17 protein-coding genes and 1 tRNA gene are annotated in these 24482 nt (G+C 60.2%); 5 read left to right on the top strand and 13 right to left on the bottom strand.

Annotated elements, in window-relative coordinates:
• Positions 1-36: 36 nt before the first annotated feature.
• The 3 genes from recD to recC are packed head-to-tail and all read right to left on the bottom strand — an operon-like array spanning position 37 to position 9601.
• Positions 37-2289, bottom strand: a complete 2253-nt coding sequence (gene recD / locus C7H10_RS08890; protein ID WP_106694587.1) for an exodeoxyribonuclease V subunit alpha — start codon at positions 2287-2289, stop codon at positions 37-39.
• Positions 2286-6011 carry an exodeoxyribonuclease V subunit beta gene (gene recB, locus C7H10_RS08885; RefSeq protein ID WP_106694586.1) on the bottom strand — a complete coding sequence of 1242 codons (3726 nt, stop codon included), beginning with the start codon at positions 6009-6011 and terminating at the stop codon, positions 2286-2288. Before recB ends, recD begins: the two co-directional genes overlap by 4 nt.
• Complete coding sequence (gene recC / locus C7H10_RS08880) at positions 6008-9601, bottom strand: exodeoxyribonuclease V subunit gamma (protein ID WP_106694585.1); 3594 nt, start codon at positions 9599-9601, stop codon at positions 6008-6010. The genes recB and recC overlap by 4 nt, the downstream gene beginning before the upstream one ends.
• 186 nt (positions 9602-9787) lie before the next feature.
• Here recC and C7H10_RS08875 point away from each other — a divergent pair, with 186 nt between their 5' ends.
• Positions 9788-10231, top strand: coding sequence for a DUF4864 domain-containing protein (locus tag C7H10_RS08875; RefSeq protein ID WP_106694584.1), 444 nt, complete (start codon positions 9788-9790; stop codon positions 10229-10231).
• Between the two features lie 5 nt (positions 10232-10236).
• Here C7H10_RS08875 and C7H10_RS08870 read toward each other — a convergent pair whose 3' ends face one another.
• Together C7H10_RS08870 and C7H10_RS08865 are read right to left on the bottom strand one after the other, a co-directional pair.
• On the bottom strand, positions 10237-10464 hold the full coding sequence (locus tag C7H10_RS08870) for a hypothetical protein (RefSeq protein WP_106694583.1): 228 nt from the start codon (positions 10462-10464) through the stop codon (positions 10237-10239).
• Between the two features lie 15 nt (positions 10465-10479).
• Positions 10480-10950 carry a hypothetical protein gene (locus C7H10_RS08865; RefSeq protein ID WP_106694582.1) on the bottom strand — a complete coding sequence of 157 codons (471 nt, stop codon included), beginning with the start codon at positions 10948-10950 and terminating at the stop codon, positions 10480-10482.
• A gap of 102 nt (positions 10951-11052) precedes the next feature.
• On the opposite strand from C7H10_RS08865, the gene C7H10_RS08860 reads away from it, so the two are divergent.
• From C7H10_RS08860 to C7H10_RS08850, 3 genes are all read left to right on the top strand, one after another.
• Positions 11053-12771, top strand: coding sequence for a VRR-NUC domain-containing protein (locus tag C7H10_RS08860; protein WP_244178233.1), 1719 nt, complete (start codon positions 11053-11055; stop codon positions 12769-12771).
• Positions 12768-15014: an ATP-dependent DNA helicase gene (locus C7H10_RS08855; RefSeq protein WP_106694580.1), complete on the top strand. Its 2247-nt coding sequence runs from the start codon at positions 12768-12770 to the stop codon at positions 15012-15014. Before C7H10_RS08860 ends, C7H10_RS08855 begins: the two co-directional genes overlap by 4 nt.
• A 140-nt stretch (positions 15015-15154) precedes the next feature.
• Positions 15155-15547, top strand: a complete 393-nt coding sequence (locus tag C7H10_RS08850) for a globin (RefSeq protein ID WP_106694579.1) — start codon at positions 15155-15157, stop codon at positions 15545-15547.
• A 46-nt stretch (positions 15548-15593) separates the two neighbouring features.
• On the opposite strand, the gene C7H10_RS08845 is transcribed toward C7H10_RS08850, so the two are convergent.
• Positions 15594-15965, bottom strand: coding sequence for a VOC family protein (locus C7H10_RS08845; protein WP_106694578.1), 372 nt, complete (start codon positions 15963-15965; stop codon positions 15594-15596).
• 136 nt (positions 15966-16101) lie between these two features.
• On the opposite strand from C7H10_RS08845, the gene C7H10_RS08840 reads away from it, so the two are divergent.
• On the top strand, positions 16102-16620 hold the full coding sequence (locus tag C7H10_RS08840; RefSeq protein ID WP_106694577.1) for a lipocalin family protein: 519 nt from the start codon (positions 16102-16104) through the stop codon (positions 16618-16620).
• Between the two features lie 46 nt (positions 16621-16666).
• Here C7H10_RS08840 and C7H10_RS08835 read toward each other — a convergent pair whose 3' ends face one another.
• From C7H10_RS08835 to glyQ, 7 genes are all read right to left on the bottom strand, one after another.
• A complete protein-coding gene (locus C7H10_RS08835; protein ID WP_244178232.1) occupies positions 16667-17521 on the bottom strand; it encodes a DUF3037 domain-containing protein in 855 nt (284 codons plus the stop codon).
• On the bottom strand, positions 17518-18267 hold the full coding sequence (locus C7H10_RS08830) for a HipA family kinase (protein ID WP_244178231.1): 750 nt from the start codon (positions 18265-18267) through the stop codon (positions 17518-17520). Before C7H10_RS08830 ends, C7H10_RS08835 begins: the two co-directional genes overlap by 4 nt.
• A gap of 184 nt (positions 18268-18451) precedes the next feature.
• On the bottom strand, positions 18452-20662 hold the full coding sequence (locus tag C7H10_RS08825) for a DNA/RNA helicase domain-containing protein (protein ID WP_106694575.1): 2211 nt from the start codon (positions 20660-20662) through the stop codon (positions 18452-18454).
• Positions 20659-20979, bottom strand: a complete 321-nt coding sequence (locus C7H10_RS08820; protein WP_106694574.1) for a nucleotide pyrophosphohydrolase — start codon at positions 20977-20979, stop codon at positions 20659-20661. The genes C7H10_RS08825 and C7H10_RS08820 overlap by 4 nt, the downstream gene beginning before the upstream one ends.
• 125 nt (positions 20980-21104) lie before the next feature.
• A tRNA-Pro gene (locus C7H10_RS08815) sits at positions 21105-21181 on the bottom strand.
• Between the two features lie 86 nt (positions 21182-21267).
• Positions 21268-23349, bottom strand: a complete 2082-nt coding sequence (gene glyS, locus C7H10_RS08810) for a glycine--tRNA ligase subunit beta (RefSeq protein ID WP_106694573.1) — start codon at positions 23347-23349, stop codon at positions 21268-21270.
• 2 nt (positions 23350-23351) lie between these two features.
• The gene (glyQ, locus tag C7H10_RS08805; RefSeq protein WP_058091829.1) at positions 23352-24374 is read right to left on the bottom strand and encodes a glycine--tRNA ligase subunit alpha; all 1023 of its coding nucleotides are present in this window, start codon (positions 24372-24374) and stop codon (positions 23352-23354) included.
• Positions 24375-24482: the final 108 nt, after the last annotated feature.

Raw genomic sequence — 24482 nt, 5'->3', positions numbered from 1 at the left:
GCGTCCCGGAGCCCCCAAAGTCCGGAACACCAGGGCCTAGTTATCCCCAAGCCGAAGCGCCAGGCCAGACGCCCGCACCACCTGTTGCCCCACACTGTCCCTGAACACCTGAGCATCGCCAGCAATCAGGCTAAACCAGTTCTTTGCCCGGGTGATGCCGGTATAAACCAGCTCTTTAGTAAGCACCGGACTGAGGCGGTCCGGCAGCACCAGGCAGGTGTGGTTGAACTCCGAGCCCTGGGATTTATGCACCGTCATGGCGTAAACGGTTTCCAGTTGCTGTAGACGGCTTGGGGAAATCCAGCGGATGCCGCCGGTGCTGTCACCACTCGGGAAGGCCACCCGCAAGGTGTCTTTTGGCTCACCAGTGGCGGTCCTGTCCCAGGGCACACTGAAAGTGATACCGATGTCCCCGTTCATCAGGCCCAGGTTGTAGTCGTTGCCGGTGACCAGTACCGGCCGGCCGGCATACCAGCCTTCGGTTTTGTCGATCAGTTTCTCCGCCAGCAGCTTTTGGGCGATTTGCTGGTTTAAGCCTTCCACGCCCCAGGGGCCTTTGCGTAACGCACATAGAACCTGGAAGTCGTTGAAGGCTTCCAGCACGTTTGAGGCGTGGGCATCCCAGGCTTCCCGGGGACTGTCGGCGGTTAAACTGGAGCTGTGGATAACTTCCAGGTAATGGCGATAGCCCACCGGCGAAGGCAGTGTTTTGCCATTGACCACCCGGCCCTGCCCGGCGTTGAGGAAGCTCTCCGGGGTGCCGGTGATGGCGTGGCGGCAGATCAGCTCAAGCGTCTGTTCCGGGGCGGGTTTCGGGGTGTGGCCGTTCAGCCAGATGACATCCTCAAACTCGGCGTCACGAATTTGCTTGAGCACGGTGCTCGTCAGAGCGCTGGTATTAACGGCTTCTGCTAACTGTCGGATACCGCTGTCCTGCCCGAAACGATAGCTCTTGCGCAGCATGGCCACGGCCTGGTCGAGTGGCTGGCCTGAGTTATCCACAAGGCTGGCCGGTACCTGGGCGCCGGTGATGGCGGCCAGCCAACTGGCGGTGTCCGGGGTGTAGTGGGCGTCGAAGGCCCGCTGGCACAGCTCGCCCAGCACCGCGCCGGCATCCACCGAGGCCAACTGGTCTTTGTCGCCCAGCAGGATCAGCTGGGCGCTGGCGGGCAGGGCGTCGAACACCGAGGCCATCAGGTCGACATCCACCATGGAGGCTTCGTCGATCACCAGGATATCCACCAGCAGCGGGTTGTCCCGGTTGTGGCGGAACTGTCGGGTGTCGGGCCGGCTGCCCAGTAACCGGTGCAGGGTGGTGACCTTGGTGGGAATGTCGTCCAGTTGCACGGTGCCGGGCAGGTCTGCCAGCGGCAGCTTGCTGACGGCGCCGCCAATGGATTCGTTCAGGCGGGCGGCGGCCTTGCCGGTGGGCGCCGCCAGGCGAATACGGTACTTACGCCCTGCCCGTTCCGGGCTTTCCCCGGCCACCGCCTGCAGGGCCGCCAGAAGATTCACCACGGTAGTGGTCTTGCCGGTACCCGGGCCGCCGGTGATCACCGCAAAGCGGTTCCGGGCGGCAAGGGCGCAGGCCAGTTTCTGGTAATCCACCGGTTCTGTTGACTGGAACAGCTTGTTGAGGGCTGTGGATAAGGTTTGCGCGGCCACTGATTGAGGGTCTGCCAGCGGCGATGGCAAGGTCAGCCGTTGCTGGATACCCTCGGCAATGCGCTGCTCATAGCGCCAGAAACGGCGCAGATACAGCCGGGTGCCGTTGAGTACCAGTGGGGTTGATACCGAACCATCGCTCACGGCGAGGGAACCCTGAAGGGCTGCCAGGCAGTCAGAGAGCTCCACCCGCGCCAGTAGCTCCTGTGGATAAAGCTTATGCAGGTTGGCCATCTCGGCTTCTGAGAGGCCGGAGTTGGCCGGTTCTTCCGGCGGCAGTGCCAACGTATGGCCGGCATCGTCCAGCAGCGTGGCCAGGTCGATACACACGTGGCCGCGGCCCACCTGATGGGAGATCAGTGCCGCCAACAACAGTACCAGAGGCTGCGGGCTTTCGCCCTGCTCTTCACTGAGTTCCCGGATCAGCCGGGCAAAGCCGGTATCGAGCGGGCGAATCCAGCCGGCCTGTTGCCATTGCCCTAACAGGGCCTCGGTTTCGTTCAGGCTGGCCAGGAGGTGTGAGTTATCCACAGCTTTCCTCGATGCCGTGGCCGCCGGGTTCACCGGTGCGTCGTCGCCCAGGTCCAGGGCAAACTGGTTTTCAGTATGGCGGGTACGACTCATGCGGCCACCTCCCCGGACACCGGCTCGCCATCGAACAGGGCATCCAGTTGTTCAATCAGCGCTCTGGGTGGCTTGTCGGTAAACGCCCCGCCGCTGGCGGAATTCACCCCGCGCAGGAACAGGTACACCGCGCCGCCGATGTGCTGGTCGTAGTCATAGCCGGGCAGTCGGGCCTTCAGCAGCCGGTGCAGGGCCAGCAGGTAGAGGATGTATTGCAGGTCATAGCGTTTATCCAGAATCGCCTGGCCCATGGCCTGGTCGGTGTAGGCGTCGTCGTCCTCGCCCAGAGCATTGGATTTGTAGTCCAGCACGTAATACTGCCCCTTGTGTTCAAACACCAGGTCGATAAAGCCCTTGAGCATGCCGTTGAAGCGGTTGGCCTCGGCCCGGGGCCGATCGGCGCCGTTCAGGGTATAACGGGTGACCAGGGCATCCAGTTGCCGGATGCTGACGTTGCGGCTTTCAAACCAGAATTCCAGTTCCGGGCGCAGGCTGCCGAGTTGCGCCAGACTGGCGCTTTGTTGCCCTTCCCGGTCCAGCTTCAGCGGCTTTCGGATCAGTGCCAGCAGCCACTGTTGCAGGGGGTCCACCCAGTCGCCCCAACCCCGGGTGCCACAACGGCGGGCCAGCTGCTCATGCAGCAGTTCGGGGTTATCCACAACCCGCTGGAAGCCCTGGGCTGTGCACCACTCCAGCAATTCGTGCAGGAAGGTGCCGGGGCCGGCGCCCTTGGGGAAATGGTGGTGGTTGCGTATGGCGGGCACGGCGGGTGCCTCTTCCACATGCTCCTGGGCGCTTTCTTCCAGCAGGTTCTGGGTCTGGGCGTCTTCCACCTCGCCGGTGAACGTAATGCCGGTACCTGCCATGCCGGTGTATTCGATGGTGGAGTAACTGGCAATCCACCAGTCTTCCTTCGCTTCCCGGGTGGAGACCAGGGCTGGCCCCAGGGCTTCCGGGGCGGTTTCGGTGAATATCGTGCTTTCGGCCTCCGGCAGTGGGGTAATCCGGATGTCCGGGCGGCCTTGCGCCAGCGGGGCCAGGGCCTGGCTGATGGGCTGCTCCGGTGTTCCGGCAATCGCATAGCCCAGGCCACTCTGGTGCCAGTTATCCACAGCCGCCGCGCCCACCCAGGTGGCAAACCGGGCCCGGGTCAGGGCCACGTAGAGTTTGCGGATGTCCTCGCCCAGGCGTTCCTGGTCGGCTTGTTCGATGTCTTCCGGCGTTGGGTCGAACACCGTCACCAGCTTGCCGGTGTCGTCGTGGTAGCGAACATACGCCTGCTTCTGGCTTTCTGCCCGGAAGGCGGTGCCGAAGGGCAGGAACACCAGCGGGTATTCCAGGCCCTTGGACTTGTGCACGGTGATCACCTTCACCAGCCCGGCGTCGCTTTCCAGGCGCAGGGTGCGGTGTTCGTCCTCTTCGTCTGCCGCCCGCAGGATCTGGGTGAAGTGGTGTACCAGTGCATGTTCGCCGTCCAGTTGCAGGCTGTCCTGCTGCAGCAGTTCGGCAATGTGCAGGATGTCGGTCAGTCTTCGCTCACCATCCGGGCGCTGCAGCAGGCGGCCCGGCACTTCGAAGTCCATCAAAAAGCTGCGCAGCATGGGCAGCACGCCCTGGCTTTGCCATTGCTGTTGGTAACCCTGAAAGCGCTCGATTTCCCGTTCCAGCACCAACTCGTCGGTCAGCAGCCGGTCGAGCGCTTGCCAGCTCTGGCCCATGGTTGGTGTGGCCAGGGCGGCGCGGATGAAGGCCAGTTGCCGGGGTTCGGCGAAGGCGCGCAGCCAGCACAACACTTCTTTGGCTTCCCGGGAAGTCAGCACCGAATCCCGGTCCGACAGATACACGCTTTTGATGCGCCGGCGGCCAAGGGCGTCGCGCACCGCAGCCGCTTCGTTGCGGTTGTTCACCAGCACGGCGATGTCTTTGGGTTCGACGGGCTCCAGGTCAGTCGGGTTATCTGGCAGGACAAAGCCTGCCTGCCCGGCCTGGCCCAGGGTCAGCAGCCGGGCAATCTCGCTGGCGCAGGTTTCGGCCACCTCGGCGGTGGCGGCGCCTTTGGCGAGGCCTTTGGGGTTGCCATCCTTGTCGGTTTCATCGGATTCGTGGGTCCAGAACATCAGGCTGGGTTGGATTTCACCCTGCACCGCCCACAGGCGTTTGGTGCCGTTGGCATCCACGCCCTGGAACGGCAGTGGCGTGCTGTCCCCTTTGCCGAACAGGAAGGCGCCTTTCGGGCTGTGCTGGTCGCTGTACTCGAACACCCGGTTGACGGCGCTGACCATAGTCTTGGCGGAGCGGAAGTTGGTGCCCAGGGTGTAAGTGCGGGCCTGCACACCCAGCCGGGCCTGCAGGTAGGTGTGGATATCGGCGCCCCGGAAGCCGTAGATGGCCTGTTTCGGGTCACCGATCATCAGCAGGCAGGTGTTGGCGCTGTTGTCCTGCACCGCGTAGATCCGGTTAAAGATGCGGTACTGCACCGGGTCGGTGTCCTGGAATTCGTCGATCAGCGCCACCGGAAACTGCCGGCGGATGGTGGCGGCCAGCTGTTCGCCCCGGGGGCCATGCAGGGCGTCATCCAGGCGGGTGAGCAGGTCATCAAAGCCCATTTCCGAGCGCTGCTGCTTTTCCGCTTCCAGCCGCTCGGCAATCCAGTGGCTGGCGTGGCGCAGGATATCGGACTTGGCGCTGGGCTGGTTCTGGCCGAATTCCAGCAAGGCTTCGATGGCGTCAAAGGCCGGGTGCTGAGGCGCCGGGTCGTCCCCTTTCAGGATGTTGTCCAGGCCCTCGGGGGTCTGGTTCTTGAATCCGGCGGCGCTGTCCAGCTTCTCCGGCAGCAGGTCATCGGATTCGGCCCAGGTGACCAGGAACTCCCACACCTTGAGCATGGCGTTCTTGCTGCCGCCGTGCAGGCGTTTGCCTTTGTTCAGGTCGTTCAACAGGTCGGTAACTTCCTGCTGCCACTGGCCCCAGGGGTGGGCTTTCAGTTCACTGGCCCGTGCCAGCCGTTCGCTGACCACCTGGTTGATGGCCTGGTGCACGTTCTCTGGAGGGTTACCCAGGGCCTCTGGATCGTCGATCAGGTTACGCACCGCCTTGCGCAGGTCGGTGGGGGTTTTCCAGTGGCTCAGGGCTTCGTCCATCAGAGCCGGCGGCAACGGATAAACAAACGTGCGCCAGTAGTCCCGGGCCACGTCGTCCAGCAGTTCGCTCTGGTCGGTTTCCAGGGTGGGCTTGAACAGGCTGCCGCTGTCGAAGGCGTGTTCGCTGAGCATACGATTGCAGAAACCGTGAATGGTGGATACCGCGGCTTCGTCCATCCATTCGGCGGCCAACAGCAGCTTCTTGCGGCAGTCGGGCCAACTGTCCGGGTCCGGGTAGCTGTCATCCCGCAGCTTGTGGATAAGTGCGGTTTCCGGGGTGGGTTCAAGGTGGTCAGCGGCTTCGGAAAATACCTCGGCGGCCTGGGTCAGCCGGGTGCGGATGCGGTCTCGCAGCTCCTTGGTGGCGGCGTCGGTAAAGGTCACCACCAGCAGGTTCGGCGGCAGCAGGTTCTGCAGCGGGCTGTCTGCTGCCTGGCCATGGCCCAGTACCAGGCGCACATACAGGATGGCGATGGTGAAGGTTTTGCCGGTGCCGGCGCTGGCTTCGATCAGCGCACTGCCGTTCAGGGGCATGGCCAGCGGGTCCAGGTTGGGGTTTCGATTGGTCATCTGGTCGGTCATTCCATGCTCCCGATTTGCTCCGCCGCCGACTTGCCCTGTTCGGCTTCCCATAAGGGGACATAAAGCTGGTGCAGCAGGGCTTCAAACTCGCCGCTGGCCATCAGCGCCTCGGGGCTTTCGAAGGCGCCCAGCAGGTAGCCGGTGTCCCGGTCCAGGGCGGTGGCGTAGGCCTGTTCCGCCTCACTGATGGCCCGTTCGTGGTCGCCGACAAATTTCTTGCCACCGTAGTAGCTGGTAATCCAGGCGAAGCCGGCCTCGCAGTGCAATGGCAGGGCTCGGGTGGTGGCTTCCATCCAGCGGCTGACAATGGCTTCGACATGCTTTCGTGCCTGCTCCAGGGCCATCACCGGGAACTGGAATTTGCGGCCTTCTTCCTTACCGAGGATCAGGGTTTCAAAGGGCTGGCCGCTGAGTTGGCCGGCCAGGTGAATCAGCCAGTCCCGCAGCAGGTTGGCGTAGCGCACTTTTTTCGAGTAACCGGAGCCGGTGAGCAGGCCGGAACTGGCAATTACCAGGCGGCACAACTGCCCCTGGTGATTACAGCGCAGGTTGTCGATTAAATCTGCCACCTCAACCGAGCCAAGATCCCCTGAATAGCGAAACTCGAAGGGTAAAGGTTCGGCCACCACTTCCGGCCATTCCGCCAGGGCGCCTCGATAGCGGTCAAACAGATCCGGCAACCGGCCGGCCAGTTCCGTGCGCAGGCGATGTTCGGTGACGCCCATACCCAGGTCGCCGCGCCGGGCCATGCGGTCCAGGTTGGTTTCCAGCCGTTCGTGCAACTCTTCCTCGGTAGCGGCTTTCAGCACACTGTGCTGAATCAGTTCGTTATCCAGGCGCCAGCGGTCCAGACCGTTCAGGTCGAAGTTTTCGTTGTCGGTATCCTCGTCTTCCACGTCTTCAAAGCGCACCTGCAGCCGGCGCTGGTAGAAGGTGTCGATGGGCTTTTTCAGAAAGTTTGCCAGATCGTTCAGGCTGATGGGTTCTTCCGGAGCTTGGTATGGCAGGGCTTCCCGGCTCTGCTCAGAGTTATCCACAGCGTGGGCGCTGCGCCATTCCCGTTCGTAGGTGAACAATCCACGGGCCTGCAGCACCTCGGCCAGCGGCCTGGGCCGGGCCTCTTCGCCTTCGCCGACGCCATTGGCTTTCGGGAAGTAGTCCCGGCTGAAGGGTTGCAGCGGGTGCTGGGTGGTCAGGGCTTGGGTAACCGAGCTGTCCGTTTTGCCTGCCACGGCCCACAGGCTGTCCAGGTGATCCTGCAACTGGCCGATGAGTACCGAGGGTGGCCGTTCAGAGTCGTCTTTGATACTGCGCCCTACCCAGCTGATGTACAGCTGTTCCCGGGCGGACAGCAGGGCTTCCAGGAACAGATATCGGTCGTCTTCCCGGCGGGAACGGTCGCCGGGGCGATAGTCCTGGGCCATCAGGTCGAAATCCACCGGTGGCCGGGAGCGGGGGTAGTCGCCGTCGTTCATACCCAGCAGGCACACCTTGCGGAACGGAATGGCCCGCATCGGCATCAGGGTGGCGAAGTTGACCTTGCCGGCCAGGAAGCGCTGGTTCAGACCGCCTTCGTCCAGGCCCTGCAGCAGCACATCCTTGACGATGTTCAGGGGCAGTGGCTGATCATCAAGGCCTGCGGCGAGGGCATCTTCCAGCCACTGCTCCAGCTGGCGGCGGAAGCGGTTCAGCAACAGCAGGTCCTGGCCTTCCACCTTGTGGAAAAACTGCTCGAGCATGGCGGAGAACAGGGCTTCCCATTGCTCCGGAGTGCGGGTGGTTTGAAGGGCCTGCCACAGGGTTTCCAGCTGGTGCACGAACTCGCCCAGACGCCCCGCCAGGCTGGCTTGTAGGCCGCCAATTTCGCCATAGGGTTCCACCCCACCCCAGGGCTCGTCATCGCCCATGCCGTAGCCCAGCAGCATGGACCGAAGGCCAGACTGCCAGGTGTTGCGATCCAGCTCCGCCGGCAGGTCCAGGCTTTCCCGGTGCTGGCCGTGCAGGCCCCAGCGGATGTTGGCGCCTTCCACCCAGCGCCGGGCCAGGGGAATGTCGTCCTCACTGATATCAAAGCGGTCGCGAATGCCGGGGACTTCCAGCAGGCTGATGATCTCGCTTACGCCAAATCGGCTGCGGGGCAGCGACATCAGGGTTTCCAGGGCAATCAGCACCGGTTCATGGTGGCGCTGGCCCTGATCGGAAATGGTGAACGGAATGTGGCGCTTGCGGCCCGGTGAATAGCGGCCGAACACGGCCTGGATGTGGGGCGCGTACACATTGATGTCCGGCACCATCACGATCACATCCCGGGGCCGCAGCGTGGGGTCGGCATTGAACGCGGCCAGTAACTGGTCGTGGAGGATTTCCACTTCCCGCTGGGGGCCGTGGGCATCGTGGAACACCACGGAATGGTCACAGGCCAGATCCACCGTGCGCTGCTGCTGGCGGATTTCCTGCAGCGGCGTCAGGTTGTGGATATCGTTCTGCAACTGGTGCAGCAAGCAGGGGTTATCCACATCGCCATGGTCGGTGAAGATGTCGATCTTCTGCCCCGGGGTCTGAAAGCTGGCGCGGTAGTCGTCCGGGTTGTCGAATTCATCCAGCAGGCGGATGTAGTCCCGGCCCTGCTTGCCCCAAGCCGCCAGCAGCGGGTTAGCGTGCTGGTGCAGCTGGTCCGGGTCGTCAATCTGTGACAACACCGGGTGCGCGGCGCCCCGTTTGCGTTCGGCTTTTAGCAGTTCCCGGTCGCTGATGATGTCGGCCCAGTAGAACTGGCAGGGGTTGTGAACGCACAGCACCACCTGGCTGAACCGGCTCAATACAGACAAAGCTTCCAGTGCCTGCCGGGGCAGGGATGATACCCCGAACACCACGATGCGCTTGGGCAGGCGCCCCGGGTTGGCCGGCTGGCCGATGCGCTGGCCCTGTTCCATAAAGCGGGTGTGAATCTGCGAGCGGCTGGTGTGGGCCTCGCTGCCCACGTCCTCTACCAGTTTACGCCAGAGCAACGGCTGCCAGAGGGTTTCCGCATCCAGGGCCTTTTCCTCACCCCGGGCGGTAATCACCACGTCCTTGCCCTGCTCCCAGGCCGCCAGCCAGTCGGCCCGGAACACCTGGTACTGGTCGAACAGGTCGGCTACTTTCTCGGCCAGCTGGAAATTGCGCAGGTCGGTGTCGCTACCGTCCAGAAACCGCGCCAGGGGCGTGAAGGCCTTATCCTGCCCAACCAGTTCCGGCAGCAACCGGTACAGCCGCCAGACCAGCCGGCGCTTGTCGAAAGGAGACTGCTCCGGCACCTCGCCATCCGGCAGCACCGCACGATAGGCCTGCCAGATAAACCGCGCCGGAAACAGGAAATCCATGCCGGCGGCAATGCCCAGGCCGCCTTCCACACCATCGTCGGTGCGCTTTTCCGCCAGGGCTAGCTTCAGCCACTGGGCAATGCCGTTACTCTGCACCAGAAAGGTCTCGCTCTGCAGCGGCGGCATGGGGTTCTGGCGGCAGATGTACACCACCGCCCGGCGCAGATCTTCCAGATGATTGGCGTGAATGGCATGAAAGCCGGGTGCGATGGTGGGTGAGGCCGCCATGGGATTCCTTGTCTGGTGTCCGAGTCAATCCTGAGGGTACAGGTTACCGTATGTGACCGCAGATGCGGACCCTCGCATCGAGTCTCGGGGCGATTGATTTGGCCTGAGCAGCAACAGTGATGGATCAATCCGCAGCCGCAGTGGTAGCGTATTGATTAAAAGTTGAACAGAATGCGGGTGGTCGTCATGGGGCTTAACATCATTAACATCAAAACCGGCGTTATCCTGACTATTACGATGGCGTTGGTGCTTGCCTTGGCCTGGTCCTCCAGACCGCTGGCGGACGATGACGCGGATGCCGATATACAGGACGCCATCCTCAGCCAGATTGAAGCCTTTGCCAATGAGGATGAGGTTCAGGCCTGGGAGTATGCCTCGGAAGGGATCAAACGGCGATTTGGCACCTCTGAAGGTTTTCTGGCGATGGTGCGCGAGGCCTACCCCGCCGTTCACAGCGCCACCGCCATCGAGTTTGCCCAGCGGGTACCTCATGATGGCTTTGATATCCAGGTGGTTCGATTGCAAGGGCCCGAAGGCAAACGCTGGGACGCCTATTACCGCATGGAGATGACGGACGGAGCCTGGAAAATTGCCGGAGTTCGCTTGCAGCCTGCGGACCTGGGTATCTGACGATCTCAGGGTACCCGGAGACAATCCAGCAGCAGGCCCCTGACAATCTGTTTTGAGGCCTCGTCGGTGCAGGAAAAGTCCTGAACATGGAGCTGGTTTTTTGCCAACAGTCTGGCCAGGCAGTCAGCATCGATACTGATACAAACCTGACCACCAGGCTTCCAATCCAGCCAAGATATCTGTTCCGCCTGCTTCTTCCGGTATGCGTCCGGGATATTGAATAGCATTCCCATAACCCCTCCTTTGCGTTAGTGAGCGACCATTGCCGAACGTTGTGCCCGAGGTGCCAGTGGCGTGGCGGGCCAGTTCAGGTATTCTGCAAAAAAGCTGGCTTGCCGGGAGGTGTCCAGCAGCACTTCAATGCACTGATCGGTGCTGCAACCGCCGCTGGGACTGCCATAGCAGGGCTCGGAAGACTGCAGGCTTTCCAGGGCGCTGAACAGCACGTAGTCTGCCGCGTTGTGATCACCACGGTCCCGAAGGGCACGGCACACCAGAATGGCGGAAAGTGTGAGTTCCACGTGCATGCATTCCGGGTGGTCCGCCCTGGCCAGACAGGCCAGGTCAAAGGCACTGCCAGTGGCGGCGATCATCTTCTCGGTCTGCTCGGTTTCGCAGAACGTGAAGGCGTATTCCATCCAGAACAGCCATAGATCGTTCTGTTCGTTGATGGAGAGGCGGGCAAACATTTGGCGATGGCGCGGGCAGAGAAATTTCATGGCGTCCTCCTTGTCTTGATGCAAATGATAATAGTTATCATTAGAGGGGTTGGCAAGGCGTGTGATGATTAATTTTTGTGCATGGATTACAGTTCCAGCCCTATGACGACAGAACACATGGGTCAGCGCCCGCAAACAGCGAACCTTGAAGACCCCCTGTATTACCTGAGCAACATGGACACCATCGTGTCCTGGGTGGCCGATCATCACGCAGATCTGTTGACCGATCGGGAGCGAAACCGGCTGGCGGCGTTTGCCAACCTGGCGACCGGGCCAAGGGCCTTGCTCACGCGGATGGTGATGCGTACCGGTGAGCTGTTCCGGGCCGACAAGCTGCATTATCCGGAACTGCCGGTGCCGGAGGCCGAAGCGCTCAAGTTATTGGTGCAGGAGGGCTGGCTGGATAACTCGCCGGAGCTGAGCCTGGATGATCTGTTCCGGCTGTTTACCCTGGCTGAACTAAGGCCGGTCTTTGGCGGTTGGCTGCACCAACAGGGCCACCCGAAAACGCTGGGAAAAGCTCAGATGCGGGAGTTGCTGGCGGAAGCGTTCAGTGAACTAAAGCCCCTGCAGCACTGGCTGGCAGAGGCAGTCGGTGAACAGGCCCCGGAAGTGGTCCAGCTCCAGGACATGGCCCTGTTCGACCGTATCCGCCTGATGTTTTTCGGCAACCTGCGCCAGAGCTGGACGGATTTTGTGCTGGTGGAACTGGGCGTGCAGCAGTTCGAGCCGGTGGCCTTTACCCCGGAATCTCGCGCCTTTCAGCATCGCTCGGAAGTGGATGGTTACCTGCAAATGCATCAGTGCCGGGAACGGCTTGATCGGGGTGAGCCAGCCACAGAGGTCTGGGCGGATGTACCCGGCCCTGTGGATAACCCCTGGCTCACCAGCCGCCGGGACCGGCTGTTGCTGGAGCTGGGCCGGCAGGCGGAGCGCCAGGGCGAGCAGGAACTGGCATTGCAGGTATGGGCGGCCAGTGGCCACCGGGAAGCGCGACTGAAACAGCTGCGGTTGCTGGAGCGTATGAAGCGTTTTGATGAAGCCTGGGCCATTGCCTGTCAGTGGCGGACCAGTGAGCTGACCGACGCCGAAGCCCAGGGCCTGAACCGCCTGCTGAAACGGCTGGCGCCCAAGGTGGGGGCGGACAAGCCCGAGCCTGTGGATAAACCCACCCTCAGGGAATTCACCCTGACCTTGCCCAAGCCAGACACCGGCACCGTGGAACTGGCGGCCCTGCGTCATTTGGGCACCGATGACGCGCCGGTGTTCTATGTGGAGAACACCCTGATCAACGCCCTGTTCGGGCTGCTGTGCTGGCCGGTGATCTTCAAGCCCCTGCCCGGCGCTTTCTTCCATCCTTTCCACATTGGTCCGGCAGACCTGACCCGGGAAGATTTTGTCGACCGTCGCCAGCAGGCATTCGAGCAACGTTTCCGTTTGCTGGAAACCGGCGCCTATCGCCGGGACATTCTCGATACCTTTCAGACCAAGCAGGGTATCGCCAATCCCTTTGTGTTCTGGCCGGTACTGGATGAAGAGCTGTTGGAGCTGGCCCTGCACTGCATTCCCCCGCGCCATCTGGAGGCCCTGTTCCGCCGCCTGCTCAACAACATCAAGGAACACCGCAGTGGCTTCCCCGACCTGATCCGGCTGGTGCCGGACGCCGGGCAACGGGAACAGCGCTATGAAATGATCGAGGTAAAAGGCCCCGGCGACCGGCTGCAGGACCACCAGGTTCGCTGGCTTCAGTTCTTCGCCCGGCAGGGTATCCCGGCCAGCGTCTGTTATGTGCGTTGGCAGAACGACGAAGCAAGCCTGTGAAAGTCGCCGTCCGCACCCTGTGTGAATTCGCGGCCCGTCACGGCGACCTGGACTTCCGCTACACCCCGGCGCCAAGTGCCGAGGAGGGCATTGCCGGCCACCAGGCGATCCAGTCAAAACGTGGCTATGGCTATAAAAGCGAGTATTCACTTACCGGAAACTGCATGGAGCTGGAGCTTTCCGGCCGGGCCGATGGCTACCACCCCCACAAGAACCGGCTGGAAGAAATCAAGACTCACCGGGGGGATGTGTCCCGAATTCGCCCCCACCAGCGCGCCCTGCACCGGGCCCAGTTGCGGGCCTACGGCGCTTTGTTGTGCCGGCAGGAAAACCGTAAAAGCGTGGAACTGGCCCTGGTGTATTACGACACCGGCCGGGACAAGGAAACCGTGCTCACCGAAACCGCCAAGGCAGACGAGCTCTGGCAGGAACTGGAAACCCTGTGTGGCCGCTTTAAAGCCTGGGCCGAGCAGGAAGAGCACCATCGGGATCAGCGTGATGCCCTCTTGGCCACCCTGACCTTTCCTTTCCCGGACTTTCGCCCCCGACAACGGCAACTGGCGGAGACGGTGTACAAGAATTCCGTCAAAGCCGGCACCCTGCTGCTGGAAGCCCCCACGGGCCTGGGCAAAACCCTGGGCACCCTGTTCCCGGCCCTGATGGCGATGCCCGCGGCAAAGCAGGACCGGCTGTACTACCTCACCTGCCGCAACACCGCCCGGCAACTGGCGCTGGATGCTGTGGATAAGTTGCGACACGCCCAGGATGAGCTACAACCCTGGCCGCTGCGCACCCTGGAGTTGGTATCGAAAGACGACGCCTGCGAACACCCGGACAAAGCCTGCCACGGCGAGTCTTGCCCCCTCGCCAAAGGTTTTTTTGATCGCCTGCCTGATGCCCGGGCCGAGGCGGTGCAGAGCAAGGAGCCGCTGGATCAGCAGAATTTGGCGACAATCGCGGAAGGTCACGACATATGCCCCTACTTTCTGGCCCAGGAAATGGCCCGTTGGAGCGATCTGGTGATTGGCGATGTGAACCGGCTGTTCGACCAGTCGGCCCTGCTGCATGGCCTGATCCGCCAGAACAACTGGCGAGCCAGCGTGCTGGTGGACGAAGCCCACAACCTGGTGGATCGGGCCCGTGGCATGTATTCAGTGCAGCTGGAGCAACAGCGCTTGCTGAAATTGAAGAAGACCGCCCCGAAACCGGTAAAAGCAGCCCTGGACCGCACCGCCCGGGCCTGGCAGGCGCTGATTCGGGATCACGGTGAGCAGGCGCAGCCGGTGTTCCTGGCCACCCTGCCGCCGCAATTGCTGGGCGCGTTGCAGGCCATGGTTTCCGTGATCACTGACTACCTGGCCGACAACCCGCCAGACCTGGCCCTGCAGGAAGTGATGTTTGAAAGTGTGGCGTTTATGAAACTGGCGGACAGCTTCGGGGATCACTCGCTCTGCGAGTTCGCGCGCAGCGGTCGTGGTCGGGCCAGCCTGACCACCCAGAACCTGATCCCGGCGGATTTCCTCACCGAACGCTTCAAGACCCCGCACTCGGTACTGCTGTTCTCCGCTACCCTCAGCCCCGGCGTTTATTACCGGGATCTACTTGGCCTGCCGGAAGACGCCCGCTTCACCTCCCTGCCCAGCCCGTTCAGCGCCGAGCAATTGCAGGTGCAGTTCACCCCCGGCATCAGCACCCGACAGGTGCATCGGCAGGCCAGCCTGCAACCCATCGCCGAACTGATCGCCAGACAGTACCGGGAGCGGCCGGGCCATTACCTGGCGTTTTTCAGCAGCTTCAAATACGCCAAAGAAGTGAGTGATGCGCTGGCGGACCAGGCACCGGATACCCCCCAGCGTTCCCAGCAGCCGGGCATGAGCCCGGAGCAGCGCAGGCAATTCCTGGCGGAGTTCCAGAAACCCGAAGGCAGCGTCGCCTTTGCGGTGCTCGGCGGCGTGTTCAGTGAAGGCATCGACCTGCCTGGCGAGCAGCTGATCGGCGCCTTTGTGGCCACCCTGGGCCTGCCGCCCTTCGACCCCTGGCATGAAATCCTCAAAGACCGCCTGCAGCAACGCTTTGGCGAAGGCTACAACTACACGTACCTGATCCCCGGCCTGCAGAAAGTGGCCCAGGCCGCCGGCCGGGTGATCCGCACCCCGGACGACCAGGGCGTGATCTGGCTGATTGATGACCGGTTTCTGCAGCCCTCGGTAAAACGACTGCTGCCGGGGTGGTGGTTTATCTGAGCAGGCAGTTACGACAGCTATAGATAGCCGTCGCTGACAGCGACAGGTGTTACAACTCGCTATGGAAAATCTTGTTCGCTTGCTTAGAATCCGTGGCCTTTAATGACAATCCCACCGTTGATCAAGGACACAGATTGCAAATGAACCCAACGGATCTCGTATTTCAGAGCTATGGCCGCTGCTGCCGGAAAGATGAATTCTTCGTCGATTTCTACGACTTCTTTATGGCTAGCTCGGATGCTATTCGCGCCCGGTTTGTGAATACCGATATGCCCGCCCAGCGCCATCTGCTGCGTAACGGCGTGATGCAGATTATTCTGGTGGCCCGGGGCATGTCTGATCGCAAACTGCGGGATCTGGGTGAAAGCCACAGTCGCAAGCGCATGGACATCCAGCCGGAGTGGTACGGTTTGTGGGAAGAAGCCCTGTTGAAAACGGTGCGAGTACACGATCCGGAATACACACCAGAGCTGAGGGAAGCCTGGCGGGAAGTGCTGAAGCCGGGGATTGATCTGATTCGCGGCGCGTATTGAACCGCGTCACCAACAAAAAGGCCCCACGACGGGGCCTTTTGCACGCTTAGCCGAACTCGAAGAACGCCAGCTTGTTGCCGTCCGGGTCCCGCACATAGGCGCCGTAGAACATATCCGGAATTCGTTGCCCAGGCTCGCCATCGCAGGTTGCGCCCAGCTCAATGGCTTTGTGATAAAACTTATCGACAGCTGCTTTGGACCCCGCGGGGATCGCCACCATGTTGCCATTGCCCGGATGGTTGGGCTCACCGTTGAACGGTACGCACACCGCCAACATGGGCTTGGCCATGCTCTCGCCAATGAACGCAATGCGCTCCATATCCAGCAACACCTTGCCGCCCAGATCCCCCAGCAGATCGCTGTAAAACTGCTTGGCCTTGCCCATATCGCTGACACCGATGGTTACGTATCCGATCATGCCTGTTCTCCTTGATTGGTTGAGGTTCAGTATACGTCGCTTTTCGCATTCCAGAGCTCAGGCAATCACAGCAGTGTTTTCGCCGGCGCTTTGTTATGGTTGTTGCTGCATCTCCCTGAATCAAGGACAGCGCCTGATGAAACCCTTTGCTCTGCTGACCACCCTACTCCTGTTGCTGGCCGGTTGCACCGGCTTGCCCAAAGGCATCGAACCGGTCACCGGCTTTGACCAGAACCGCTACCTGGGCACCTGGTACGAGATCGCCCGGCTGGACCATTCCTTCGAGCGGGGCTTGAACCAGGTAACCGCCGAGTACACCCTGAATGACGACGGCAGCATCAAGGTCATCAACCGGGGCTATAGCGAAGAGAAAGGTGAGTGGAAAGAAGCCCAGGGCCGGGCAAAGTTTGTGGGTGACAGCAATGTGGGCCACCTGAAAGTGTCGTTCTTCGGGCCCTTTTACGCCTCCTACGTGGTGTTCGGGTTGGATGACGACTACACCACCGCCTACATCACCGGCTACAACCGAAACTACCTGTGGCTTATGTCGCGCACGCCGGAGGTGAGTGAGGAGGTGTTGGAGACGTTCATGGAAAGGGCAGAGGCGGAGGGGTTTGAGCTTGGGGAGTTGATTGTGGTGGAGCAGTCGCGTTGACGGGAATAAAAGATGACCATTTTCGTGAGATCACGAAAATGGTCGTTCAATGCACAAGTTGAGAAGCGAATTCCAAAATCTTCTTGTGCTCTTCAAAGGCAACCAGTTCTATGCCTTCACCTGAGAGACTCTGCTTGGTTTCTTCGAAAGCCTCTTGGCGGTGGTCGCCGGCTTTAGCATCCTCGGGGCCTTTTACGGGAAATAAAACTGGGCCATGAAGTAGTTGCCGTTTTCTGAGTTGTTCGACCTTAAGTTGCCACTGACCACCATGCTCGATAATCGCGGTTGAATCGGCCTGGCCCAGAAATAATGGTTTGATCACCCTCACTGCCTTTTGATTCTGCTCTTCGACAAAGGGGAAGGAAACACCGTAAACCTTGTCCTGAACTTTTCGCTTTTGATAGCGCTTGCCAAGATTTTCCTGATCTAGCAGGCGCTTGATACCCTTCTCCATCAGCCCTTCCTGATACTCCTTGGTCACGAAGTTGCGGCCAACGTAATAGTCGTAGAGTGCAGCGAGTGTTTCTGTCGGATTCTCCGTCAGAATGGCCCTTTGCTCGCTAAAGCGGACAATGGTCTCACGGGGACGGATGATTTCTTTGAAAATGCCCTTATGGAAGCCGTATTCAAGATTTGGATTGGCGGTTACCACAGCACCTTCCTTCAGCAGCCCCTCGATTCGGTGAAGCTCGGTATCCAGATCAGCCATGGCCTTCAGGTAGACCTGTTTATCCAGCTCTTCGAAGAATTGAGTAATTCGTCCGTACTTACGTCGTAGAAGTTTGAACAACAAAGTTTTCTGCTTGGGTATCCACAGCAAAACGCCGACGTTGGCAAACTCGCCGGTTTCGACGTATGGCATGAATCGCACAATGGCGTAGTTACAAGCAAACCTAGTCATTTCCAGTTCCAGAAGTCATCGCTCAGACAACGTAACAAATGCGTTTTAAGCTCATCGGTGCTCAGACCCAGCTCAATCGTCATTTCAGGATCAATATAAAACCACTCTTCTGGCAACCCGGCAACGATCGAATCCCAGTGGAAGAGTGCGTCATTCATTTTGTCAGTGTAGATCTGCCGCTCAACCAAGTCATCCGCAATGTCCGCAGACACATCGTGGAAGATGTGGTCACGGAAAAAGGTTTCTGCAGTAACTTCTGTATCGAAGGCCTGATTGTGATCGATAACGACCAGTTCCCTCTTGCTGGGCTCCCAGAACAGATTCGGATTACCACCGTTCTCGGAAAAGCACCGGTCGCCGTTTGCAATCCACCAGTCAAAACATAGAAGGGCCTTTCTGATCTTTAGCGGAACCTCTCGAATCTGGGGAACGGTTATTTCCGTGAGGCGTTTTTCTAAAGAGCCAAATGCAGGCCCAGCACCAAGATCTCTTGCATGGCCAGGAGGCAGTATCTCCAGAATCTCTTCTGGCACGTTTACAATTCTGAATGGCGCTACGGGTATACCGAAGAGCAGTGCCAGGTTACCGGAAACCCATTCTTTGATCTGACTGTCCCGGCCTGCGCCAATGCCTTTTACAAAGTAGAAGTTGTCATCGTCGCCCCGGCAGATAAAGGGTTCGGTCATCCCGTGCTCCGACCGGCGGATAACTTCTACGATTTCAACGGTGGATAAGGCTTTGGTCACAGAGGGTATTGTCCTTTCCCCATGTTCCATGACGCTGAAAGCGCCTTGGTTTTCCCTAAACAGAAAAGCCCCAAGGGCTCGGCACACCCTCGGGATAGTTGAGGGAGGCGTACTGCCAAGGGGCGGATGTGATTTGAAGTCTGATATGCTGGGTTTGGGTTGTCAAACACCTTTGATCTGTATACTACTCATCAATAACGCCAACAAACTCCCCAACCACTCGATATTGAAGTGCTTCTTCATCTGTCAGGAGAAGGGGTTGAAAACTGTCATCGTAAGAGTTCGGTTTCAGTTGAATATGGGTATGGCGCCAGCCGTATTTGTCTTCATTCTTAAAGCTTTCGTAGACCTTCACCGTGTAGCGTGACTCTGAATCTGCATCAATGCTGTCCATACACTCCACCAGAACCGTTTTTCCGTTTCTGGAACCACCAGGGTCGGTCCGAAACAGGCACAAGGCACCATGGGGAATAACCCGGTTCATGGATTCGCCGAACACCCGGCAGGCGAACATGTCTTTACGCACTCGCACTCCATCGGGCACTCCGACCCAGTCTGGGTGCCTGGTAGGGTCAATGTAGCTGACATCACTGAGTGCTCCGAAATCCCCCGCAGCCGCCTGCAGGTCGAACAGCGGCACGGCATTCACATAAGGTTCCAGCTCCACTACGTGTGTGGCTTCAGGCTGCTCGATATGAGCGGTGTGAACCGGAATGTGCTGCTTCAGATACTCCCGCAGCGCATCGTCACAGGCGTAGACGAAGGTGCCGCGGATGCCGCGCAGCATGATGGTGCGGTAGATGTTGATGATGTATTGCTTCAGTTCCGCCGGGTCTTTGATGCCCTGGCCACCGGTGCGGTCGTGGTAGTTGCCCTTGTCGATGACGATGGACTGGCTGTCCGGGTCATACCGGATCTCCTCTCCGAAGATAATGCCTGCATAGTTCAGGTCATAGCCCTGAGTGGTGTGAATGCAGCCCACTTCCCGGTGTGATCCTTCCTTGTTGATCCAGTCGGTATTGGTGCTGTTCCAGCGTAGCTGAACATCGTCGATCACGATGTCGTAAGCCTCATTATCCTTCTTCGAGGCCCAGGGCCAGGAATAACCGGCGATCAGCCGTGACAGCCCGACCTGTTCCTCTTTTTCGTTGATGGTATGGACCAGGTCTTTGAGGGAGTCGAAGACCTCAAATTCGTAGTTCTTTGCGGAGAACACCACGCCATCATCAACACGGCCGTTCAGTAACTTATCCACAAATTCGACATAGGGTTGCCCGGCCTTTACCCGGAACTGGGACAGCAAGCGATGAGTGACCGAGCCGTTGGCAACTTTCAGGCGCTGGAACACTTCAAGATCGGCATCGGAGGGTTTGATGGACTGGCCCTCGTCGTAGAAGAAGATTGCTTTGCCCGCCTGTTGGCAGACCCAGTCCACTTCGCAGCAGGTATGCTTGTCCATACCCAGCGCGGCACAGGCTTTGTCGAAGCTGCCGAAGTAAGCGCCCAGATTCTTGCGCTTGCGCAAACGGTGAGACTCGTCCACCAGAACAATATCGTAGTGTTGTTTGGTGAGCTCGGACGGGCTGATGACCATGTCAGGGCTGAGCCCGGAGACATGCCTGAACGCCTTCTTGAGGGTGGTTCGGAAGGAGGTCATCGGCACCACCAGCGCCATTTTCGGTTTGGGCATGACGGCTTTGAGCGACGAGAGCAGAGAGTCGATCTCGGCCTCTTCCTCAGAGAATTCCTTGAGATTGATCTGGTGTGCTTCCGAATGCAGCAGCTTGAACAGAAAGATGGCCAGTACCGATTTGCCGGTTCCGGCTCCCCCTTCCACCACGATGTTCTTCACACCGGGATTGAGCAGCTCATGCATGATGGTGAGCAGGCCCTGGCGCTGATCGAAGGACAGGGATTTGTAGGGGGAGTATTTAAAGACATCGGAGTTATCAAGGTGGTCCAGGGTGCGGGACACAACCCCCTTGGCAATCAACCGGTTCCAGACTTCCCGAAACACCTCTTCATACAGGGCACCGCGCTGGTAATAGTTGTGGTCAGCCAGCCCCAGGTTGCCGTTCAACAGGGTGTACTTGCCATCGGCGGCCATGTACTTGATCAGCAGAGATTCCACATCCAGGGTGGCAGATTTGTTGAAGTACTCGCTGGTAATCAGGTGCACCGCGGTCAGCAGTTGCTTTTCGTCGTGCTTGAGGTGAGTGCTCATGCGGGTGAGCGTGTCGGTGGTTTCGCCGATATAGGCGCGCCGGTGCTTTTCGTCACTGAGTAAGTAGACCAGGGGCCAGTTGCCCGCAGCAAAGGCATTATCGCGCAAGTCGTTCAGGGCGTCCCGGCTGAAGGGGTAGCGCTGAATCTCTACCATCGGTGAATGGCTCATAGCTCCGTGTACTTCTTCGAGGTTCCCCTGGCTTTGCTGACCGGGTATTTCCTTTCGTTCAGGGCAATCTTGTCGAGAACAATCTGTTCTACGTCCAGCTCATAGCTGTCTGCCAGCAGTAGCGCATAGGCAATCACGTCGGCCAGCTCTTCCTTCACTTTGCTGACATCGGCTTGTTCGGGAGATTTCCACAGGAACAGCTCCAGCAGTTCCGAAGCCTCGATACTCAGGGCCAGTGACAGGTCTTTCGGGTTGTGGAATTGTTTCCAGTCTCTGTCATCCCGGAACTGACGTAGCCGGGCGATCGCCTCATTCATCAAAATACCCCTTTAATCATGAGCAGATTTACTAAGGATACAGAAATTCATGGGCTCGGGGTGTAAGAACCCAGAGAAACAGCGTTGGAAAACTAAAACAGGAAAAGACAAAACAGGAGGGAAAATGGTCGGCGTGAGAGGATTCGAACCTCCGACCCCTTCGTCCCGAACGAAGTGCGCTACCAAGCTGCGCTACACGCCGATCAACGGCCGGTATTATACGGATTGCCGGCCGTTTTACTACCCCGTCCCTGGGGAAATTTATCCGTATAACTGCGGAGCGGTACCTCAGCTGGCCGTTGGCAGCAGGGAGATATCGGCCACTCGCAGGAACAGGTTGCGCAGGCGGTTGAGCAGTGCCAGGCGGTTGTCGCGCACGGCCTCGTCGTCTGCCATCACCATCACGTCGTCAAAGAAGGTGTCGACCGGCTCGCGCAGGCTGGCCAGGGAGGTCAGTGCGCTGGCGTAGTCGCCCTGCTCGAACAGCGGCAGTACTTTCTGCGCCTGCTCTTCTACCTTCGCGGCCAGGGTCTTCTCGGCGGTATCCTGCAGCAGTGCGTTATCCACCGTCTCGCCGATGCTGTCTCCACCCTGCTTGGTGAGGATGTTAGACACCCGCTTGTTGGCGCCGGCCAGGGCCAGGGCTTCTGGCAGCTGCCGGAAGGCTTCCACGGCCTTCACCCGGCGGTCGAAGTCCAGCGGGCGGGTTGGGCGGCGGGCGTGCACGGCCAGGTACACTTCGGCGCCGATGCCCTGCTCGTCGTAGTGGGCACGGAAGCGCTCTAGCATGTAGTCCACTACCGCCTCAGCGGTATTGGGCTCAGTTGTATTTGTATGTTCTTCCTCTGCCCATGCACACAGGTCGTTTAGATCCAGCGGCAGCTCTCGCTCGATGATGATGCGCAGCACACCCAGGGAGGCCCGGCGCAGGGCGAACGGGTCACGGGTGCCGGAGGGCGGCTGATTGATGCCGAACAGGCCCACCAGGGAATCAATGCGGTCGGCGATGGCCACGGCGCAGCCGGTTAGGGTGGTGGGCAGGTCGTCGCCGGCAAAGCGCGGCATGTACTGCTCGTTCAGGGCCTTGGCCACGTCGGCGTGTTCGCCGTCGTTGGTGGCGTAGTACTGGCCCATGATGCCCTGAAGATCGGTGAACTCGAGCACCATTTCGGTGACCAGGTCGGTCTTGGCCAGCATCGCCGCGCGCTCGGCCAGGGCCGGGTCGCTGTTGATGGCCTCGGCGATCTTCTTCGCCAATGCAGCCACCCGCACGGATTTGTCGTAAATGCTGCCGAGTTTGTCCTGGAACACGATGGGCTTGAGGGCCTCGATGCGGTCTTCCAGTTTGGTCTTGCGGTCCGTCTCGTAGAAGAACGCGGCGTCGGACAGGCGCGGGCGAATCACCTTCTCGTTACCGGAGATCACCTGGGCGGGGTCTTTGCTCTCCAGGTTGGCCACGGTGATGAACAGCGGCAGCATGTTGTCGCTGGCATCCACCACGTGGAAGTATTTCTGGTGCTCCTTCATGGAGGAAATCAGCGCCTCGGCGGGCACCTCCAGGAAGCGCTCCTCGAAGCGGCCCATCAGTGGCACCGGCCATTCGTTCAAGGCGGTGACTTCGTCCAGCAGGTCTTCGTCGATCACCGCTTTGCCGTTGGCTTCTTTCTCTGCCAGTTGGGCAACGCCCTGGCGGATCTGTTCGCGGCGTTCGGCGAAGTCGGCCAGCACGTAGCCTTCCTGCTTCAGTACCACTTCGTAATCGGCCGGGGTCGGTACAATCAGCTCTTTCGGGCAATGGAACCGGTGGCCACGGGTTTTGTTGCCGGGCTTCAGGTTCATCACCGGCATGTCGATCACTTTGTTGCCGAACAGCAGGATCAGCCAGTGTACCGGGCGCACGAATTCGGTTTTGTGGGCGCCCCAGCGCATGCGCTTGGGAATCGGCAGCGCTGCCAGGGATTTCTCTACCAGCTCGGGCATCAGCTCGACGGTCGGTTTGCCCTGCTCCACGGTGCGATACACCAGCCAGGCGCCTTTGTCGGTTTCCAGGGTGTCGAGCTGGTCCGGGGTGATGCCCAGCGAGGTGGCAAAGCCGGTCAGGGCCCGGGTGGGGTTGCCGGCGTCATCAAAGGCGGCTTTCACCGCCGGGCCACGCTTCTCTACCGGCTTGTCTGGCTGGGCATCGGCCAGGTCGCGAATGCGCACGGCAAGGCGGCGTGGGGCGGCGAAGGCTTCGACCTTGCCGAAGGCCACGCCCGCCTCTTCCAGGCCTTTGACAATGCCCTGGGTGAAGGCGTCAGACAGCGGTTTGAGGGCTTTCGGAGGCAGTTCTTCGGTGCCCAGTTCGACCAGAAAATCCTGTGTTGCCATGATTATGCGTTCCCCTGTTCCTGCGGTGCCTTGTTGGCTTTCTTGCCCTTCTTGTTGGCCTTGGCGTCAGCAGCCTCGGCGGCGGCCAGCACTTCCTTGCGAAGATGCTCGGGCGCCAGCGGGAAGCCCAGCTTGCGGCGGCTCTCGAAGTAAGCCTGGGCAACGGAGCGTGCCAGGGTGCGTACACGCAGGATGAAACGCTGGCGCTCGGTCACGGAAATGGCGTGGCGGGCGTCCAGCAGGTTAAAGGTGTGAGAGGCCTTGAGTACCTGTTCGTAGGCAGGCAGTGGCAGGCCGGCTTCGATCAGGCGGGCGCTTTCCCGCTCGTACACGTCGAAGCTGTGGAACAGGAACTCGGTGTCGGCGTGTTCGAAGTTGTAGGTGGACTGCTCCACTTCGTTCTGATGGAACACGTCGCCGTAGGTGACCACACCGTCCGGGCCTTTGGTCCACACCAGGTCGTACACGCTGTCCACGCCTTGCAAGTACATGGCGATACGCTCAAGCCCGTAGGTCAGCTCGCCGGTGACCGGGTAGCATTCCAGGCCGCCGACTTGCTGGAAGTAAGTGAACTGGGTCACTTCCATGCCGTTCAGCCAGATTTCCCAACCCAGGCCCCAGGCACCGAGCGTGGGGGATTCCCAGTTGTCCTCGACAAAGCGGATGTCGTGTACCAGCGGGTCCAGGCCCAGGGCGCGCAGGGAATCCAGGTACAGCTCCTGGATGTTGTCCGGTGACGGTTTCAGAACCACCTGGAACTGATAGTAGTGCTGCAGGCGGTTCGGGTTCTCGCCGTAGCGTCCGTCTGTGGGTCGGCGGCTGGGCTGGACGTAGGCGGAGTTCCAGGTTTCCGGGCCGATGGAACGCAGGAAGGTGGCCGGGTGAAAAGTACCGGCGCCCACTTCCATGTCCAGGGGCTGGAGAACCACGCAGCCGTGCTGCGCCCAGAAATTCTGCAGTGCCAGGATCAGACCCTGAAAGGTCTTGATGTCCGGCGCGGAGTTGTTGGTTGCCTTGTCTGTCACGACGTTTGCCTGCTGGTCAGTCTGTGTGTGGCGCCCCGGTTTGCGGGGCACTCCGAAATTTGAAAACGCGCATTATACGCTGGCTGGCGTTGCATTTCTAAGTGCCAG

The organism is Marinobacter shengliensis, from assembly GCF_003007715.1.
Lineage (GTDB): Bacteria > Pseudomonadota > Gammaproteobacteria > Pseudomonadales > Oleiphilaceae > Marinobacter > Marinobacter shengliensis.
This window is presented reverse-complemented; position numbering and strand designations above follow the sequence as displayed.